Source organism: Runella sp. SP2, assembly GCF_003711225.1.
Lineage (GTDB): Bacteria > Bacteroidota > Bacteroidia > Cytophagales > Spirosomataceae > Runella.
The window spans coordinates 862,514-881,695 of the sequence record NZ_CP031030.1; the positions used below are offsets into that span (position 1 = coordinate 862,514).

At 42.7% G+C, this 19,182-nt stretch carries 17 protein-coding genes; 8 read left to right on the plus strand and 9 right to left on the minus strand.

Annotation, left to right across the window (positions count from 1 at the left end):
• Positions 1–39: 39 nt before the first annotated feature.
• From DTQ70_RS03440 to tyrS, 5 genes are all read right to left on the minus strand, one after another.
• Complete coding sequence (locus tag DTQ70_RS03440; RefSeq protein WP_122929513.1) at positions 40–336, minus strand: putative quinol monooxygenase; 297 nt, start codon at positions 334–336, stop codon at positions 40–42.
• A gap of 21 nt (positions 337–357) precedes the next feature.
• Positions 358–1,137, minus strand: coding sequence for an enoyl-CoA hydratase/isomerase family protein (locus DTQ70_RS03445; RefSeq protein ID WP_122929514.1), 780 nt, complete (start codon positions 1,135–1,137; stop codon positions 358–360).
• Positions 1,138–1,184: 47 nt separating this feature from the next.
• On the minus strand, positions 1,185–1,823 hold the full coding sequence (locus DTQ70_RS03450; RefSeq protein ID WP_229600064.1) for a hypothetical protein: 639 nt from the start codon (positions 1,821–1,823) through the stop codon (positions 1,185–1,187).
• Positions 1,824–1,894: 71 nt separating this feature from the next.
• Entirely contained in the window at positions 1,895–3,352 is a 1,458-nt protein-coding gene (rpoN, locus tag DTQ70_RS03455; protein ID WP_122929516.1) for an RNA polymerase factor sigma-54, read from the minus strand.
• Between the two features lie 351 nt (positions 3,353–3,703).
• Positions 3,704–5,008 (minus strand): tyrosine--tRNA ligase, encoded by a 1,305-nt coding sequence (gene tyrS, locus DTQ70_RS03460; RefSeq protein ID WP_122929517.1) that lies wholly within the window; start codon positions 5,006–5,008, stop codon positions 3,704–3,706.
• A gap of 284 nt (positions 5,009–5,292) precedes the next feature.
• Here tyrS and DTQ70_RS03465 point away from each other — a divergent pair, with 284 nt between their 5' ends.
• The 3 genes from DTQ70_RS03465 (at position 5,293) to guaB (ending at position 9,367) form a co-directional block, all read left to right on the plus strand.
• A complete protein-coding gene (locus DTQ70_RS03465) occupies positions 5,293–6,639 on the plus strand; it encodes a 3-coathanger stack domain-containing protein (RefSeq protein WP_122929518.1) in 1,347 nt (448 codons plus the stop codon).
• A gap of 42 nt (positions 6,640–6,681) precedes the next feature.
• Positions 6,682–7,761: a 3-coathanger stack domain-containing protein gene (locus tag DTQ70_RS03470; protein ID WP_164489841.1), complete on the plus strand. Its 1,080-nt coding sequence runs from the start codon at positions 6,682–6,684 to the stop codon at positions 7,759–7,761.
• Between the two features lie 133 nt (positions 7,762–7,894).
• The gene (gene guaB / locus DTQ70_RS03475) at positions 7,895–9,367 is read left to right on the plus strand and encodes an IMP dehydrogenase (protein ID WP_122929520.1); all 1,473 of its coding nucleotides are present in this window, start codon (positions 7,895–7,897) and stop codon (positions 9,365–9,367) included.
• A 75-nt stretch (positions 9,368–9,442) separates the two neighbouring features.
• On the opposite strand, the gene nhaD is transcribed toward guaB, so the two are convergent.
• The 3 genes from nhaD to DTQ70_RS03490 form a co-directional block, all read right to left on the minus strand.
• Positions 9,443–10,708, minus strand: coding sequence for a sodium:proton antiporter NhaD (gene nhaD, locus DTQ70_RS03480; RefSeq protein WP_122929521.1), 1,266 nt, complete (start codon positions 10,706–10,708; stop codon positions 9,443–9,445).
• 197 nt (positions 10,709–10,905) lie between these two features.
• Positions 10,906–11,403: a hypothetical protein gene (locus DTQ70_RS03485; protein ID WP_122929522.1), complete on the minus strand. Its 498-nt coding sequence runs from the start codon at positions 11,401–11,403 to the stop codon at positions 10,906–10,908.
• Between the two features lie 146 nt (positions 11,404–11,549).
• Positions 11,550–12,335: a (Fe-S)-binding protein gene (locus DTQ70_RS03490; protein WP_122929523.1), complete on the minus strand. Its 786-nt coding sequence runs from the start codon at positions 12,333–12,335 to the stop codon at positions 11,550–11,552.
• A gap of 155 nt (positions 12,336–12,490) precedes the next feature.
• Between DTQ70_RS03490 and DTQ70_RS03495 the strand changes: the two genes are divergently transcribed.
• The gene (locus tag DTQ70_RS03495) at positions 12,491–13,108 is read left to right on the plus strand and encodes an inorganic pyrophosphatase (RefSeq protein WP_028527154.1); all 618 of its coding nucleotides are present in this window, start codon (positions 12,491–12,493) and stop codon (positions 13,106–13,108) included.
• 218 nt (positions 13,109–13,326) lie between these two features.
• Here the strand turns inward: DTQ70_RS03495 and DTQ70_RS03500 are convergent, their stop codons facing one another.
• Positions 13,327–14,169, minus strand: coding sequence for a lysophospholipid acyltransferase family protein (locus DTQ70_RS03500; RefSeq protein WP_122934256.1), 843 nt, complete (start codon positions 14,167–14,169; stop codon positions 13,327–13,329).
• 199 nt (positions 14,170–14,368) lie between these two features.
• Between DTQ70_RS03500 and DTQ70_RS03505 the strand changes: the two genes are divergently transcribed.
• The 4 genes from DTQ70_RS03505 (at position 14,369) to DTQ70_RS03520 (ending at position 19,182) form a co-directional block, all read left to right on the plus strand.
• On the plus strand, positions 14,369–14,995 hold the full coding sequence (locus tag DTQ70_RS03505) for a WbqC family protein (protein ID WP_122929524.1): 627 nt from the start codon (positions 14,369–14,371) through the stop codon (positions 14,993–14,995).
• 163 nt (positions 14,996–15,158) lie between these two features.
• Positions 15,159–17,684, plus strand: a complete 2,526-nt coding sequence (locus DTQ70_RS03510) for an ATP-dependent Clp protease ATP-binding subunit (protein ID WP_122929525.1) — start codon at positions 15,159–15,161, stop codon at positions 17,682–17,684.
• A gap of 157 nt (positions 17,685–17,841) precedes the next feature.
• Entirely contained in the window at positions 17,842–18,588 is a 747-nt protein-coding gene (locus tag DTQ70_RS03515) for a polyphosphate polymerase domain-containing protein (protein WP_122929526.1), read from the plus strand.
• A 24-nt stretch (positions 18,589–18,612) separates the two neighbouring features.
• Positions 18,613–19,182, plus strand: coding sequence for a DUF4956 domain-containing protein (locus DTQ70_RS03520; protein ID WP_037302407.1), 570 nt, complete (start codon positions 18,613–18,615; stop codon positions 19,180–19,182).

Here is a 19,182-nt window from a genome sequence, read left to right on the forward strand (position 1 = left end):
AGAACAATAAAAAAAGGAGCTGCCTAGCAGCTCCTTTTTTTATGCCAATTCCTGTAATCGTTCGACGGAATAGGCCGTGGGCTTGTCCGCAAAAAGGACCTTGGTTTTGGCCCAAGTTGTTTTGAATAATTCAGAATCTCGGTACGCATTTAGGGCAGCTTCGTCGTCCCAATAGCTGTATGTAAGGTAAACATTGGGGTGATTTAAGTCGCGTAAAAGTTCTAGCCGATGGCAGCCTTGACGGGCTCTGATTTTTTCTTTCGATTGCTCAAAAACATCTAAAAAATCAGCCACTTTTTCAGGCTGAAACGTCATTCGTACGATTCGGATAAGCATAATGGTTCTATGTTGAGGAAGTTATTTTCCACGATAGGCAGCCTTGCGTTTTTGCAAAAAAGCCATGATTCCTTCCGCTGCGTCGTGCGTACGGCCAAGTTGGTCTTGGTGGGTCGCTTCAAGCTCAAGCATTTGGTCGAGGGTAGAATACATGGCCTGGTTCATCACTTGTTTCATTGCTCCAATGGCTTTTGTGGGAGCGTTTTGGTAATAGGAAACAATGTCGGCAAGTTCTACATCTAGCTCGCTAGCAGGTACAGCTTTGTGAATCAGCCCAATCTGAGCGGCTTCTATGGCAGATACTTTTCGACCAGTACTGGCTATTTCAAAAGCCTTTTGCATTCCGACCAATCGAGGTAAAAAGAAGGTAGAGCCAGCGTCAGGCATGAGGCCGATGTTGACAAAAATTTGACTTAAATAAGCTTCTTCGGTGGCTATGACAAGGTCGCAGGCCAGAGCAAGCGAACAACCAGCCCCCGCCGCTATGCCATTGAGCCGACAAATGACGGGTTTGGGCAATGACCGTATGGCTAAAATAAGCGGATTGTAGTTTTGTCGTAACGAATCACCCAGGCTATTGGCGCCTCCCATTCCTTCTTTCAGGTCAGCACCCGAACAAAATGCTTTATCGCCAGCGCCTGTTATGACCACCACACGTACTGTTTCGTCAGTGGCTGTAGTTTCAATGGCACGCGTTATTTCTTTTAACAAACCTGCACTTAAAGCATTATATACTTGAGGGCGATTGAGCGTAATGCGGGCAACGCCATCGTTTACTTCGTAGGTTAAATACTCAAACATGGTTTTTAGGTTTAGGATGAAGCAGAAAATACGTAAATGTAATAATCTCAGACAAACCACCAAACAGTTGCTAAACTTACCACCAAACCTAGCAAAACGCCCGCGCTAATTTGAGCAGGTGTGTGGGCATTGAGGTGAAGGCGTGCACTCATTAAAAGTCCTCCCAGTACAATTAACCCTAAAAGAGGATAGAGGAGAATGTGTTCTCCAAATTTGATAACTATACCAAAAGTAGCACCCAACAACCCACCAAAGCCAGTGCCGTGCGCGCTAATTTTCCAGTTTAAACTTATAATGGCTACCAGAGCGATGGAAACTGTTACACTGGCAAGAACGATGCTAATTTGGGGGGCTAACTCTGACAATTGGGCGAGTTGGTACCGAAAAAAATACGTCGCAAAGCCGTAAAGCAACACTGTAATAAAATACGGAAGGCGTCGGTCGGCAAGGTTATCTAAGTGGAGACTTTGAATATAACCTGCTCGGTATAAATAGTAAATTCCCAAGGCAGGAATCACAAAAGTAGTCATACCCACAAACCCCAAAAGAGTTAGGCGAACGGGCGGGGGAAACATATCGACGCCAACAACGGCTGGTGTGGTAAAAAACAACATGCCCAACAATAACGTGGGCATCAGAAGTGGATGAAGCAGAACTGAAAGAGACTTAGCAAGTGGCGTATTCAAAGCGAATGTATCTGTTTATTGCCGACCTTTATTTTGATTATCACAAAGGTAACGAATAACAGACGATGTCACTATAATTGTTTGCGTAATCGTGCAACAGGTATGTTGAGCTGTTCGCGGTATTTGGCCACCGTCCGACGGGCAATGTTATAGCCTTTATCGTTAAGTAGTTTCTCTAGCTTGTCGTCCGAAAGCGGATTGCCTTTTGGTTCGTGGTCAATCAAATCTTTCAGAATAGACTTCACTTCGCGGCTACTTGCGTCTTCGCCGTATTCGGTCGAAATTCCTTCTGAGAAGAAATACTTCAACGGATATACCCCAAATTCCGTTTGAACGGCTTTGCTGTTGGCCACGCGCGAAACCGTCGAAACATCCATTTCGATACGCAGCGCAATGTCCTTCAAAATCATGGGTTTTAAGCGGGTTTCGTCGCCATCTAAAAAGAACTCATATTGGTACTGTAAAATGGCATTCATGGTGCGTTGAAGCGTATTTTGGCGCTGTTTGATGGCATCAATAAACCACTTTGCGGCATCGAGTTTTTGCTTCACAAAAGTGACCGTCTCTTTGATATGCCGATTGGATTTGTCGCTTTTGTCGTAGGTATCCAGCATTTCGGCAAACGACCGACTTATGCGTAGTTCTGGTGCATTTTTTGAGTTGAGGTGTACTTCAAGTTTGCCGTTGTTGTTATGAATCCAAAAATCGGGCAAAAGATATTGTGCTAATCCATCCTCACCTTCTACAGAGCCAGGTTTTGGGTTCAGTTTTGTGATGAGCGAAATGACGCATTTCATTTGGTCGTCATTGATGCCGAGGCGTTTTTGAATTTTTTCAAAATGCTTTTTTGAAAATTCATCAAAATAATCCTCAATGATTTTGATGGCATAGTTGACATAGTTATCCGAAGCGTTTTTACGATCAAGCTGGAGCAACAAACATTCTTGCAAATTGCGGGAACCAATGCCTGGAGGGTCAAATGTTTGGATTTTTTTCAACACAACCTCCACTTCCTCCACCGAGGTATAAAATCCTTGCGACAGGGCCAAATCATTGACAACAGCTTGCATAGAACGGCGGATATAGCCATCGTTTTCGATGCTTCCCAACAATTGTAAGCCGATGACCGACTGGCGTTCGTTGAGTTTCAAATAACCAAACTGTTGCTGTAGTGCATCTTGTAAAGTATTGATAGTAGCAATTGGCATTTCTCTGTCCTCTTCAGGGAAATTTCCGTCACTGTACATTTTATACCCGCCATATTCTTCATGGTTGAGATAGTCGTCAAGACTAATGTCATCACGGGTCGAATATTCGTCATCATATTCACTGTCAGATGAATCATCATAGATGTCATCTTTATCGTTCATCTCCTGTTCTAACCCCTCTTCCAATGCTGGATTAATCTCCAACTCCTCCTCAATTCGGCTCTCTAGTTCTGCCGTCGGAATTTGAAGCAGCTTGATAAATTGTATCTGCTGCGGCGAGAGCTTTTGTTGTAATGTTTGGTTTAGGCTTAACTTCTGCATGATAGAGTGGGGTTATAAAGCTTGTTCCATGCGATGTTTTTTGGATTATCGTCTGTTTACAGAAATAGCCTCTATCAACAGTCGTGCCAAAACTACATTTAACTTCTTTTTTTTGGTTAATTTTTAAAATATATTTTCTGATTTATCTTTTTTGGGGAAGAAAATTATGTCTTTTGGTAGAAGAGGGCAATGGTGTAAGTTGCTAGTAATGAGCATATTGTGTTTTGGTATATATTTTACTGAATATTTGGTAGTTTATTGGACGTAAAGAATGCCAAAAAGTGACAAAGCCAAGCATCTTTTTGGATGTTTGGCTTTGTAGGGGGGTAAAAAATGGTAATAAAAAGGCGCTTATTCGACCACGATTAAATGATTTTTTTTGCCTTTAGAAACCAACAAAAATTTATTTTGTAGCAACTCAAATGCAGGCTGCGCATTGGGGTCAGCGACTTTGGTTTTGTTGATGCTTACGGCGTTTCCTTGGATCGCCCGTCGTGCCTCACCCTTCGATGCGTAGATTTCGTTGTTGGTCACTACCGATAATAGATCAGTGACGTTGGTACACTCAGCCAATGCGGTTGCGCTGATGACACTTTGCGGCACTCCATCAAATACCGCTTCAAATGTCAGCATATCCATGTTTTGAAGCGTTTCAAGGGTTCCTTTTCCAAAAAGAACTTCAGAGGCAGCTACTGCCATCTCATATTCTGATAATGAGTGAACTCGAATGGTCACGTCCTTTGCCAAAGCTTTCTGCATAACGCGTAGGTGGGGAGCTTGGGCGTGTTCGGCTTCAAAAGCCTCAATTTCATCTTTTGTATAAAGCGTGAATACGCGCAGCAGACGTGAGCAGTCGGCATCGGCGCAGTTAAGCCAAAACTGATAAAACTGAAAAGGAGAAGTTTTGGAAGAATCCAGCCAAACGTTTCCACTTTCACTTTTTCCAAATTTTGTTCCGTCCGATTTAGTCACCAAAGGAGTTGTCAGTGCAAAAGCACGGTACTCGGCGGTTTCATCGTTGTTATTTTCTTTTCGACGAATCAATTCTGTCCCCGTTGTGATATTTCCCCATTGATCCGAACCACCCATTTGTAAACGAACATCGTGGTGCTTAAAGAGCCAATAGAAATCAAATCCTTGGAGTAGTTGGTAGCTAAATTCGGTGAAAGAAATGCCTGTTTCGAGGCGTTTTTTCACGGAGTCTTTCGCCGACATATAATTGACTGTGATGTATTTCCCTGCTTCACGCAAAAACTCAAGGAAACCAATGTTCTTGAACCAGTCGTAGTTGTTTACGATTTGGGCTGAGTTATCCCCGCAGTCAAAATCCAAAAATTTTTCAAGTTGTTTTCTGATACAAGACTCATTGTAGCGAAGCGTTTCTTCTGACAGGAAAGCGCGTTCGGCAGCTTTTCCTGAAGGATCGCCTACCATTCCAGTAGCACCTCCCACGAGGGCAAATGGCTTATGTCCACACAACTGGAAGTGTTTCAGGAGCATAATGGTTGCCAAATTTCCGATGTGCAAAGAGGACGCTGTGGGGTCAAAACCAATATAGGCAGAGGTAATTTCTTTTTGGAGTTGTTCTTCTGTGCCAGGCATCATGTCGTGGAGCATCCCACGCCAACGCAATTCTTCGATGAAATTCTTAGTCATTTTCTTGCAATCTTGACGGCTTATTCTGTATTTTAGAGCCGCAAAAGTACGGGGATTTTTGCTTTGGTTGGCAAAAATGTTAAAACCCGAAACTCCTGTAAGAGAAAAAGAGACTTTTTTATAACGTTATGTCCTGATTTTCAGATGAAGAATAAGGTGTTTTGCCAAGCCGAAATCCGAAAGTGTAATTAAAAATGAAAAAAAACGAAGGCTTTCTTCGTGGTTTCTATTAACTTAGCCAGTACAATCGCATTTTGAGGGGCACAGATACTCTATTTACAATTATGAAACAGCTTTTTACATTTTCAGAAAAATTAATTCGACCAACTTTTGGTAAACTTTTTCTTCTGTTTTGGATGGTGAGCGCTAGTGCATACGCACAAATAGCAGTTCCAGATACCAATTTCGCAAATGCAATACGTAGTGCTTGTCCAACGTGTATTGGCAGCGATAATAAATTGTTGCCACCCGCAGCAGACATGAAAGGGCTGGATGTATCCAGCAAAGGCATCAAAAACTTAGAAGGAATTCAGGGCTTTACTTCGTTAGAAACCTTGATTTGTATTACGAATAGCTTAACTACCTTGCCGCCCCTTCCTTCTACATTAGTTTCACTCTATTGTGATTTGAATAACCTGACGAGCTTACCGACTTTACCTTCGGGGCTTGTTACGCTGAGTTGTAAGTTTAATAAATTAACAGCACTTCCAGCGATTCCTGGCGCAATGACTCAATTAGCCTTTAATAACAATGAGGTTGCAGTTTTGCCTGCCCTGCCATCTTCCATGATTTATTTGGATGCGACTCGTAACAAATTAACATCTCTTCCAACGCTTCCTACAAGTTTGCGTTACTTGAGTTGCACTGGAAACGAACTTACATCACTGCCAAGTTTACCATCGACAATTGAATATTTGAGTTGCTCAAATAACAAACTGACCGCTATTCCAACGTTGCCATCGGTTATGACTACATTTTATTGTGCTGATAACCTATTGACATCATTACCCCAATTGCCTGCTAGTTTGACGCAGGTTCTGAACTGTGCAAAAAATCAACTTACGGCTTTGCCAGCATTGCCTTCGGGATTAAAAGAGATTGATTGTGGATTTAACGCACTTACGACGCTTCCGACATTGCCGACAAGTCTCAATACTTTGGTGGCTGAAAATAATCAAATATCTAATTTGCCGCCTTTTCCTGCGTCATTGTCAGTCGTTTATATTAAAAATAATCGTTTGTTAAGTTTGCCAGCTTTGCCCGAAAGTTTGTACTTTTTGAATATTCAAAACAACCTGCTCACCTGTCTGCCAGAGTTGAAAAATGGCTCAATGTATTTATACATAGACGCGGATAAGATTACTTGTTTACCAAATATACCTGCCAGTATTATTGTGTTTAATGCTTTGAGTATTCCTATTCCAACTCCGCCAGTTTGCCCAACCAACATTAATCATCCAATTGGATCAGTAGCGGCAAACTCGTATGTAGCAAAAGAAAAAATAGAAAGTACAGCGACGCTTTCGTCGGGTAAAACAAATTATTTTGCTACCCAATCCATCACTTTAAATCCAGGCTTTGTTGCTTCCAATGCGACTACATTCTTGGTAGAGGTACGTACGTGTAAGTAGAGAAGTCTAAACTTTGGGGAATGGTGTAACAAATTGAACGTTATGAGATTACATTTTGTATTCCTCCTTTTTCTGGGACTATTTATGCCTGTTTCAAAAAGCGAAGCACAAATAGTCCCAGACTCCAATTTCGCCCAAGCAATACGTACTACTTGCCCAGATTGTATTGATAGCACAAATAAACTTTTGCCAGCTGCGGCAAATTTGAAAATTTTAAATGTTTCAGAGAAAAATATTCGCAGTTTGGCTGGGCTAGAGGGATTTGCTGGATTGGAACAATTAATTTGCAACGCAAATCAATTAACTAGCCTACCTGAATTGCCAACTACATTAGAATGGCTATTTTGTAGCAGCAATAAAATTACGCAACTCCCAAAGCTTCCTGAATCGCTGCAAATACTTTGGTGTTCAGCAAATGAACTAGAAACCATACCACCTTTGCCTACTTCATTAATACGTTTAATATGTGGTAATAACAAGTTAAAGGCATTGCCTGAAAATCTTCCTGCTACACTAGATTTGATTGACTGTAGTAGAAATCAAATTACACACTTGCCTCAAATGGATTATATTCCCTATTTAAGATTTTTAACCTGCAATAATAACCAACTGAAACAGTTACCTAAACTATCTCAATTGTTTACGCTGAAATGCGCTAATAATCAATTAAAATCATTGTCTCGGTTGCCCGATACCATAAGAGAATTGGACTGTAGTAATAACCAAATCTCTTTTTTAACCAATTTGCCTAGGGTAGGAATATTGTTGAATCTTTCTTCTAATCAATTGACTTGTTTGCCGACTATCCACGTCGAATATTTGTTTAGCCTTACCATAGATACAGATAAAATAAAGTGCCTTCCTAATGATTTAGGCACTATTGTAGTGAAAAATCGTGAGGGAGTGCAAGTCCCTACTCCGCCTGTATGCCAAGAAAATTTGACCCATGCCACGGGAAATTTGGCAGCAGATACGTACGTCGCAACCAAGAAAATTGAAAGCGCTGCCCTGCTTCTTGAAGGGACTACGAAGTACCACACAACACAATCGATTACCCTAAATCCAGGTTTTTCAACGGCTGCTACCACGACTTTTGTGGCGGAATTACGTACTTGTAATTGAAATAAATATCGCTCGCTGAGGCGTGATAAACATTTGGCAGCCGAATTAATTTTCTGTTAATTCTGGTATAGATTTTCAATTCACCGATATTTATACTAATTTTACGCGGCAAATAAGGAATCGTTTATTTGCTATGCTCTCAGACACATCCAAATTCCTCTACGAGGCCCTCACGTACGACGACGTTCTGCTCGTCCCTGCTTACTCCGAAGTGCTCCCGCGTGACACAACCACGCAAACACAACTCACTCGAAATATTCGATTGAATGTTCCTCTGTTATCTGCTGCTATGGATACCGTTACTGAATACCAATTGGCCATTGCCATGGCGCAAGAGGGAGGAATCGGGATTATCCATAAAAACATGACTGTTGAAGCCCAAGCTGCGCAAGTACGTAAAGTAAAACGCTCCGAAAGTGGGATGATTGTTGACCCTATTACGTTAGACGAAGACGCTACGCTGCGTGACGCACATCGCATTATGTCTGAGTTCAAAATCGGAGGGATTCCTGTGGTTGATAAAAGCAGTAAATTGATTGGTATTATCACCAACCGCGATTTACGTTTCCAAAAAGATTTAACCAAAGGCGTGGTTGGCGTTATGACCAAAGATAACCTGATCACTGCTAACGAAGGTATCACGCTCGAAGAAGCCGAAAGTATTTTGCAGGAGTTTAAGATTGAAAAATTGCCTATCGTTGACAAACACCATAAATTGGTAGGTTTGGTTACGTATCGTGACATTATTAAACGTAAAGACCGCCCCAATGCCTGCAAAGACAGTCTTGGACGCCTTCGGGTTGGAGCGGCAGTAGGTGTGACGCCCGATTTGATTCGTCGCGTTGAAGCACTCCTTAAAGCGGGTGTGGACGTGGTAAGTATCGACACTGCTCACGGACATTCATTAGGGGTAATTGAAGCATTGAAAGGGGTGAAAAGCCAATTCCCTAATTTGGATGTATTGGTTGGAAATATTGCGACTGGCGAAGCTGCTCAGGCATTGGCCGCAGCGGGTGCTGATGGGGTAAAAGTAGGCGTTGGCCCTGGAAGTATCTGTACGACGCGTATCATTGCGGGAATCGGGATGCCACAGTTGACGGCGGTTTACGAAGCCGCCAAAGCCATTGAAGGCACAGGAGTTCCAGTGATTGCCGACGGTGGTATTCGCTATTCGGGTGATATTGTAAAAGCAATTGCTGCGGGTGCAAACACCGTAATGATTGGTTCGTTGTTAGCAGGGACGGAAGAAGCACCAGGCGAAGAAATTCTTTACGAAGGACGTCGCTTTAAATCATACCGTGGTATGGGCTCGGTTGAAGCGATGGAAGATGGTTCGAAAGACCGTTATTTCCAAGATGCAGAAGACGACATCAAGAAACTTGTGCCCGAAGGAATCGTAGGCCGCGTTCCGTACAAAGGAAAAGTAGCCGAAATCATTTACCAATTGGTAGGTGGTTTGAAAGCTGGAATGGGCTACTGCGGTGCGGCTGATATTCAAACCCTGCAAAAAGCGAAATTTGTTCGTATCAGCGCGGCGGGGATGAAAGAAAGCCATCCGCACGATATTCACATTGCGAAGGAAGCACCAAACTATACTACAAAATAGTTGGAGGCTAGTGGATACAAAAACGGCCACTTGGACTTGTTCCTTGTGGCCGTTTTTGATTTTAAAGTCAATGAATTACATCATAATAAAGACCAGTGCTCCCGCAACGTAGCCAAGAAGTGCTAAAAGACTGATGCGTTTGAGATACCAGAAGAAACTGATATTTTCCATACCCATTACTGCTACCCCAGCTGCTGAACCAATAATTAGCATACTACCACCTGTACCAGCACAGTAAGCCAAAAACTCCCAAATGCGGTGGTCTTGAGGGTACGTAGCCAAATCGTACATACCCATAGAAGCAGCTACTAATGGTACATTGTCGATGACGGCGGAGGCAATCCCAATAATAAATACAATGGCATCCGAATTTCCGATGGTATCGTTCATCCAGGCAGCTAAACCAGAAAGCGTGTGCGTCACTTCAAGCACGCCGATGGCCAATAATATTCCCATAAAAAACAAAATACTACTGGTATCAATTTTGCTCAATGCGTGTGCTGCGGTAAAAGGTTTGCGGTCTTCTTCGTCTTTTTTGGAGTGAAGAACTTCGGAAACAACCCATACCGTTCCGAGCGCAAGTAAAACGCCCATATAAGGCGGCAAATGAGTGACTGTTTTAAAAATAGGTACAAAAAGCAACATACCTATACCTGTAAAAAACATGGTATTTCGTTCAAAAGTAGTAATGGTTTCATCTGTATCTTTTTTTCTTGGTTTGGGTGGTTCCAATGAGCCTTTTAGACGGAATGAAAGATAAACTAGTGGAACAATCAAAGAAACTAAGCTCGGGATAATCAACATTTTCATGATATTGACGGCTGATACTTGTCCGCCAATCCAAAGCATGGTTGTTGTTACGTCGCCCAACGGTGACCATGCTCCGCCTGCGTTGGCAGCAATGATGACAATTCCTGCAAAAAAGCGACGCATATCGGTATCACGAATGATTTTTCGCAACAATGATACCATTACAATAGCCGTAGTGAGGTTGTCGAGTACGGCCGAAAGAAAAAAAGTAAGAATGCTGATAATCCAAAGGAGTGTGCGGGTGTCTTTGGTATGAATGCGTTCTGTGATGACTCCAAAGCCTTGATGGGCATCAATGAGTTCGACAATGGTCATGGCGCCAAGTAGGAAAAACGCAATCTCCGCAATGTTTGCCAAATGGTGTGATAACTCTTCCCCAACCTGATGTGAATCCACCGAGCCAAACGCATACAAAGCCCAACAGAACACACCAGTGAGGAGGGCGGTTGCCGTTTTGTTGATGTGAATACTATGCTCAATGGTGATAAAAATGTAGCCGATGACAAATACGGCAATAATGAGAGTAATCATACGAATTTTGAAATTTTATGAACCTTCAAAATAAGCAAAAAAACCTTAAAAAGTTGTTAATAATTGGTTATTTCACGCCATTAAGCTGTTCTTTTTGGCAAAAATTTTGATGCTTTTAGATAGAAATTGCAAAAAGTAGATAACAAAAAAATCCCCTCTGTAAGAAGGGGATTTAAGAGTGTAAGTAAGACCTATTCTTACGCCGTTTGCTCCTTAAAATAGCGTTTGAGCCACGTATGGTCGGCGCGGGTTTTCCAGCGGCTCATCCATTGGGCTTTGGTCGCTACGGTATTGTCAAACACAGTTGTATTGGGTTCGATTTCTTCGTTTAAAACGGCATTTTTGATGTCGGAGACAGGAACGGTTTGAATATTTCCTTGTGCATCAAGGTAAGCCAAAGAGCGATCAAAAAAATCGACATTTAAACGAGGTCCAATTTCTTGCAGCCAGCGCGTTGACTTGTCGATAGAGCAACCACTCGGCAATGTTTCACTTTCATCCACCGCAATCACCACAAACCGATGGTGGAATATTTTTCCTGAAGCCGTAAGGGCTTCGCCGTGGGCTTCCCAGCCTTCCAAAGCGGCTTTGAGGGTTTCGGTAAGTGTCCCTACTTCATCGTCAGTCAGGTTTCGATTGGCCTGATAAATCCAGACGCGGGCTTCAAAAGCAATATCGTGAAATGGTATGTACATGACAATTGGCGTTTATGTGTAAGTTTTGCTTGTAGAGTGTAAAATGTAGATTGTCGAATTATTGGTTTCATTCGACAATCTGCACTCTCCCTTCGACAATCAAAATAACGTTTTTTGTGGTTTTTTGAGTTCCTCTTTGACGAGCATTACATCGACTGTGCCACCAATTCCGCCAAATCGAAAACCTTTACCGACTCTTCTTTTTCTTTGTTTTTGACGCCGTCGGTCATCATTACCATGCAGAAGGGGCAACCCACCGCGATGGTTTCGGCACCCGTGGCAAGGGCTTCTTCGATGCGCTCAATGTTGATGTCTTTTTTGCCTTTTTCGGGTTCTTTAAACATTTGGGCACCGCCTGCTCCGCAACAAAGTCCTTTTACTTTCGCACGTTTCATTTCCACTAAATCGGCATCAAGGGCTTCAATAACTGCGCGTGGAGCTTCGTAGATGTCGTTGGCGCGACCCAAATAACAAGAATCGTGGAACGTGATTTTTTTACCTTTGAACGTACCTCCACCTTCAAGTTTTATTTTGCCCGCGTTGATAAGTTGCTGCAAAAACTCCGAATGGTGAATGACTTCGTAGTTTCCACCGATGGCAGGATATTCGTTTTTGAGGGTATTAAAACAGTGCGGACAAGCCGTCACAATTTTTTTTACGCCATACATATCAAGTACTTGAATATTGGCCATGGCTTGCATCTGAAACGTAAATTCATTGCCAGCTCGCCTTGCGGGGTCGCCTGTGCAGCCTTCTTCGGTACCCAAGACGGCAAATTTTACCCCAACGGCATTTAAAATTTTGACAAATGCGACCGTCACTTTTTTGTAGCGGTCATCAAATGACCCCGCACAGCCTACCCAGAAAAGTACTTCGGGGGTTTCTCCGCTAGCGGCCATTTCGGCCATGGTTGGTACTTTGATTTCAGACATTGGATTGGTTCGTAGGTTTGATGAAAAGTGGTTTTTCGGTGATTCTATGTTGCAAAATCTACATTTTTATTAAAAACTCAAAACCATTGCTAAGGGTTGATTACATTTGCCATTGATAATGAGTGAATCGTCACTAACCAAAAATAATAATAAACTTGAAAAGCGTTTATAAGTCTCACCCTTGGCATGGTATTCCCATCGGTGAAAATGCCCCAGAAACTTTAACGGCCTTTATTGAAATTGTACCTACGGATACGGTTAAGTACGAAATCGACAAAACAACGGGTTATCTGAAAATTGACCGCCCGCAAAAATATTCTAACATTGTTCCTGCCCTCTATGGTTTTGTTCCAAAAACCTACTGCGGCGATACCATTGCTGAATATGCACGCCAGCAGTCGGGACGTAATGACATCAAAGAAGGCGACGGAGACCCGTTGGATATTTGTGTGTTGAGCGAAAGCAACATCCCTCACGGAGATATTATTTGTCAAGCGATTCCTATTGGTGGCTTGCGTTTGATTGATAAAGGTGAAGCCGACGATAAAATCATTGCGGTGTTGAAAGATGATTTGCTCTACAGCAAATACCGTGACATTAGCGAGCTTCCTCGTAGCGTAGTTAACCGCCTTCAACACTACTTCCTGACCTACAAAAACTTGCCAGGCGAACCAATGACCTGCGAAATTGCCAATGTATATGGTCGGGAAGAAGCGCATCAAGTGATTCGCAATTCGGTAACGGATTACTTGAATAATTTCGGAATGCTTTAATTCATACCCCTTCCAAGTTTCGATTTCTGCGAATAAAAACTTGGAAGGGGTTTTTTACGCGGGTTGTGAGCAACCCTTTTCACGGTATCCCTTCCAAGTTTCGATTTCTGCGAATAAAAACTTGGAAGGGTTGTTTTACGCGGGTTGTGAGCAACCCTTTTCACGGTATCCCTTCCAAGTTTCGATTTCAACGAATACGTAAACTTGGAAGGGATTTTTTATTTTCGTTTGTGTTTCCAGCGATTGTGCGACCAGAGCCAATCCGACGGATGTTGGCGAATACTTTCTTCTAATTTACTCTTATACATTTCCGTAATTCTCCCATCCGAAAGCGACTGATAGGGCGGCAGGCCAATAAGTTGAAAAGAAACCGCATAATAGCCGCGCCGTTTTCGATAAATATCCGCAAAAACGATTGGCATTTCGGTCGCTCGTGCTATTTTTTCTGTTCCAGGGAAAAAAGCGGTATCTTGATGCAAAAAAGAAAACCAATGCGCGTGTTCAGGAGAGTGGGGCGATTGGTCCGCTACAAGCCCAATGAGCCTTGGTAGGTGTTTTCTGGTAACAATTTCGCGCATCAACCGTGGCATCGGAATCAGGTGAACTCCAAACGAGGCGCGTAAAGACTGCATAAATTTATCAGATTTTTCATTGGTCAACGTTTTATAAACGGCATCTACAGGAATTCCGCGCGTTGTCAAACTTGCGGGAACCCATTCCCAGTTGGCCGTGTGCGCTCCAAACGATAAAAAAGGCTGATTTTTAGCAATAAAACCTTGTAATAGCTCAATGTTTTGAACTTCTACCCGCTGTTGAATTTCGGCAACGGAAAGGTGAGGAAGTTTGAGCGTTTCTACGAAAATATCGGCTAAATGTTGGTAAAATTTTCGGGCAATTTGCTTGGTTTCCTTTGGTGATTTTTCAGGAAATGCGTGTTGAAGATGCTTGAAAACAAGTTTTTTGCGGTAACCGACAACGTAATAAAGCAGAAAATACACAAAATCTGACAATAGATACAGCACCGACAGAGGCAAATACCCTATCCAACTCAAAAATCTCATGGCCAATAATATAAGGTGGAAACTTGTTTAATGATTGCAAATGTAAAAAGCTTTACTGCGTAATCAAATACAGAAAATTTGTACTTTCCTTACTTACTATGCTCATTCAGGGGCTTTTTGTAAATTTTTTTGTGATTTTTTTGATAATATGACTCAAATTGCTTTACTTACGAAATCACACTTATTTAAGTAAAAAGCATTGTCAGTACGAATAGAGTTACAATATTTACCGAGTCTCGATTATTTTGCCTGTTTATTGAAATACGGTGAGGTGTCACTTGAAGCTCAGGAGCATTTTGTGAAGCAAACTTACCGAAATCGGTGCCATATTTTGGCCGCTAACGGCGTTGATACACTCATTGTTCCCGTAATTCATTCAGCGCCCAAAATGCCGATTCGTGAAGTGAAAATTGATTATTCACAAGGTTGGGTACGGAGGCATTGGGGGGCCATTGTGGCGGCTTATGGGAAAGCACCCTATTTTGAGTATTTTGGAAGTGATTTTGAACGGGTGTATCTCAAAAAGCCAACATTTTTGTTTGACCTCAATTGGGAGTTGCTGACAATCTGTCTGAAATTACTGCGGCAAAAACCGACAATACGGCTGACGGAGGTGTTTGAAACGAGCCTTCCCGAGGGGCATTTTGACGCACTGTCACAGATTTCCCCCAAAAATCTATCGGGGCACAACATTTTCAGTAAACCCGTTGTTTATCAACAAAATTTCGGAACTGAGTTTGTTCCTAATTTGAGTATTCTTGACTTGCTGATGTGCCAAGGAGCAGATGCAACGCGTTTGCTGAAACAGTCGGTAAAAGTGGAATGAAAAACACACTATTTTTGTATATAATTTGAACACCTATTTTCTGTTAAAAAAAGGAGGAAACAAAAGAAAAAAAGGGGAATTTAATGAATTACGTCGTCGATTACGTTTTTTTTTCTAAAAAAACTAACCTACCTTACGTTTCACAACAGCTTAACTCCAACGAATGGAAGCAAAATTTTCAAATCGCGTAAAAGAAGTCATCGGATTCAGCCGTGAGGAAGCCCTCCGTTTGGGACATGATTATATCGGTACAGAGCATCTCGTTTTGGGGATGATCAGAGAGGGTGAGGGCGTGGCATTGGCCCTGTTAAAAAAACTGGGCGTTTCGTTGGACGAATTGCGCGTGACAATTGAGCAAGTTACCAAAGGAACCGCGACCAACAATATCAAAAACTTGGCCAACATTCCTTTGACCCGCCAGTCGGAGAAGGTGTTGAAAATAACCTACTTAGAAGCAAAAATTTTTAAAAGCCCACTCATTGGCACGGAGCACCTACTCCTGTCCATTCTGCGTGACCCAGATAATTTGGCCTCGCAGATTTTAGCCAAGTTTAATGTTAACTACGAAATCGTTAAGGAAATGTTAGAGTATCAATCATCAGGCACCAAACCCCACGCGGGTCCCGATACTGAGGACGACGATGAACGGAGCATGTTCAGCGGCGGTTCGCAGCAAGGAAAAGACCCCAAAAGTGCCGAAAAGTCGCGTACACCAGTATTAGACAATTTCGGCCGTGACCTTACGAAGATGGCCGAATTGGGTAAGTTAGACCCGATTGTAGGTCGTGAAAAAGAAATCGAACGTGTAGCCCAAGTACTTAGCCGCCGTAAGAAAAATAACCCAGTCCTCATTGGAGAACCTGGTGTTGGTAAAACGGCGATTGCCGAAGGTTTGGCACTTAGAATTGTACAAAAGAAAGTATCGCGTGTGCTGTTTGGCAAACGCGTTGTGACGCTTGACCTTGCTTCGCTTGTGGCAGGTACCAAATACCGTGGCCAATTTGAAGAGCGTATGAAAGCTGTGATGAACGAATTGGAAAAATCACCCGAAGTGATTTTGTTCATCGACGAGCTACATACCATTGTAGGGGCAGGGGGAGCATCAGGTTCGTTGGATGCCTCCAATATGTTCAAACCAGCGTTAGCACGGGGCGACATCCAATGTATTGGTGCCACCACGCTCGACGAATACCGTCAGTACATTGAGAAAGATGGAGCCTTGGCCCGTCGTTTTCAAATTGTAATGGTGGACGCGCCAAGCGTAGAGGAAACGATTGAAATCCTCAATAATATCAAAGATAAGTACGAAGACCACCACCACGTAAACTATACCGACGAGGCCATAGCACAAGCGGTGAAATTGTCGGAACGTTATATTACCGACCGTTTCTTGCCCGATAAAGCCATCGACGTATTGGACGAGGTAGGTGCACGCGTACACATCAGCAATATCACCGTGCCAGAAGACATTGTGGTGTTGGAACAACAAATCGAGGAGGTGAAGAAACAAAAAAAACTCGTCGTGAAAAGTCAGAAATACGAAGAAGCTGCGCAACTCCGCGACCGCGAGAAGAAGCTTCTTGACCAACTCGACCGCGCTAAAATTGCCTGGGAAGAGGAAACCAAAAAGCGTCGTTATACCGTGACAGACGATAACGTAGCGGAAGTAGTAGCGATGATGACGGGTATTCCCGTAAACCGCGTTGCTCAAAACGAAGGCCAAAAGTTGTTGGGAATGGCCGACGAACTCAAAGCGAAAGTCATTGGCCAAAATAACCCAATTGAAAAATTGACGAAGGCCATTCAGCGGACTCGTGTAGGTTTGAAAGACCCGAAAAAGCCAATTGGTTCGTTTATTTTCCTTGGTCCAACAGGGGTAGGAAAAACAGAATTAGCCAAAGTACTTTCGACCTATCTTTTTGACAAAGACGATTCGTTGGTGCGCATTGATATGAGCGAATACATGGAGAAATTCAGCGTGTCTCGCCTCATCGGAGCGCCTCCAGGCTACGTTGGGTACGAAGAAGGTGGACAGTTGACGGAGAAAATTCGCCGTAAGCCTTACAGTGTAGTGTTGTTGGACGAAATCGAAAAAGCGCACCCCGATGTATTTAACCTTTTGCTTCAAGTACTTGACGATGGTATTTTGACAGACGGTTTGGGTCGTCGTGTGGATTTCCGCAATACGATTATTATTATGACATCAAACATTGGGGTACGTGATTTGAAAGACTTCGGCTCAGGTATCGGATTTGCTACCAAAGCAAAAACTGAAAACCAAGACGATATGATGAAAACCACGATTCAGAATGCCTTGAGAAAAGCATTTTCTCCAGAGTTTTTGAACCGTTTGGACGATGTGATTGTGTTTAATACGCTTCAGCGCGAAGACATTCACCGCATCATCGACATCTCGTTGGGTAAACTTTTCAATCGCATCACTACTTTGGGATATAAAGTTGAGTTGACTGAAAAAGCAAAAGACTTTTTGTCAGAAAAAGGATATGACCAACAGTACGGTGCGCGTCCGCTCAATCGTGCCATCCAAAAATACCTTGAAGATCCCGTGGCGGAAGAAATTCTCAAGGGCGATCTTCGCGAAGGAGATACGTTATTGGCCGACCACGAAGACGGAAGCGAGAATCTCGTGATTACGGTGAAGAAAAAAGAGGAAGAAGTGATTAACTAATCGCTTGAATCTTAGCGGAAACGCAATTTTCTTAAAAAATATATAGTGAAAAAACCAAAAAGGGTACGGTCTTTGATTGTATCCTTTTTGGTTTTATTGTGTTTTGGGCTATTGTGTGAAGGTTTGCTCACAACCTGATTGATTCACTGATAAATGTATGATTGAACGTTTTCTTGATTCGTTTTCTAAGATTTCGCTCAACGATATGGAATCAACGCGTTTGATGAACCGTATCGACTTTAAATACATGTTTCGTAAAGATGATTTGGGCGATATACTGACACAATTGCAACCCTATTACCACGTTTTGCGGATGAGTTCCAAAACGGTTTTTCGTTACGATACCCTTTATTTTGACACACCCGAACGCTTGTTTTACCACCAGCATTTGCATGGCAAGCTCAATCGATACAAAGTGCGAGCTAGGCGATATGTGGACACGGACGCACAGTTTTTGGAAGTGAAATTAAAGGACAATAAGCGACGAACCATAAAAAAACGGATAGCCATCGAAGAGTTGTCGTTGGATTTGTGCCCAACCAGCACAGATTTTTTGGATAATATAGCGGGCGATTTTTCAGCAATGACCCTAGAACCAACGGTTTGGGTGTATTATCACCGATTTACGCTGGTGAATAAAACTTGCCCTGAACGCGTGACATTTGACCTCAATATGTGGTTTCGTTGGCAAGACCAATCTGGAATTTACCCGCATATTGTGGTGGCAGAAGCGAAGCAGCGTACGTATTTTCAAAGTCCTTTTACCCTGTTGATGAGGGATTTGGGCATTAGGGAAGGGGGATTGAGCAAATATTGCTTGGGTTTGATGAGCGTTGAACCAGGCATAAAGGCAAATCTTTTTAAACCCATGTACTCAAAAATCCATCGATTAAACGAATATTGAAACACCACGGATACCTAACTCATTATGTCGAACGATTTACCATACGAACTGTTTTTTCAACTTGGCCTTGATTTGATGAGCATGGCCATTTTGCTACGTTTGATTTATTTTCCAATCTATCGCAACACTGAGTTTGTCTTTACTTTTCTCATTTTCAACCTTATTATCTTTTCGGTTACGTATTTGCTGAACAAGGTGGAGGTATCGATGGGGGCGGCTTTTGGGTTGTTTGCGGTGTTTTCGATGCTAAGGTATCGAACGGAGGGTATTTCGACTCGGAATATGACGTACCTGTTTTTGGTAATTGCTTTAGGGCTAATTCACGGTATTTCGACCAATTCAGCAGGTATTACGGCCATCATAACGACGCTATTGTTGTTGTTAACGTTTATTCTGGAAAGCAATTTCTTGTACCGTCGCCAATCGACGAAAGAGATTATGTACGATAAAATCTCGTTGACGGCCAAGTGTCACCGTCAAGCGCTGATTGAAGATTTGCAAGAGCGAACGGGCCTACGAATCATTCGAGTAGAGGTAGAAAAACTCGATTTCTTGCGAGACATGGCCTATCTTCGGGTATATTATTACGAATAA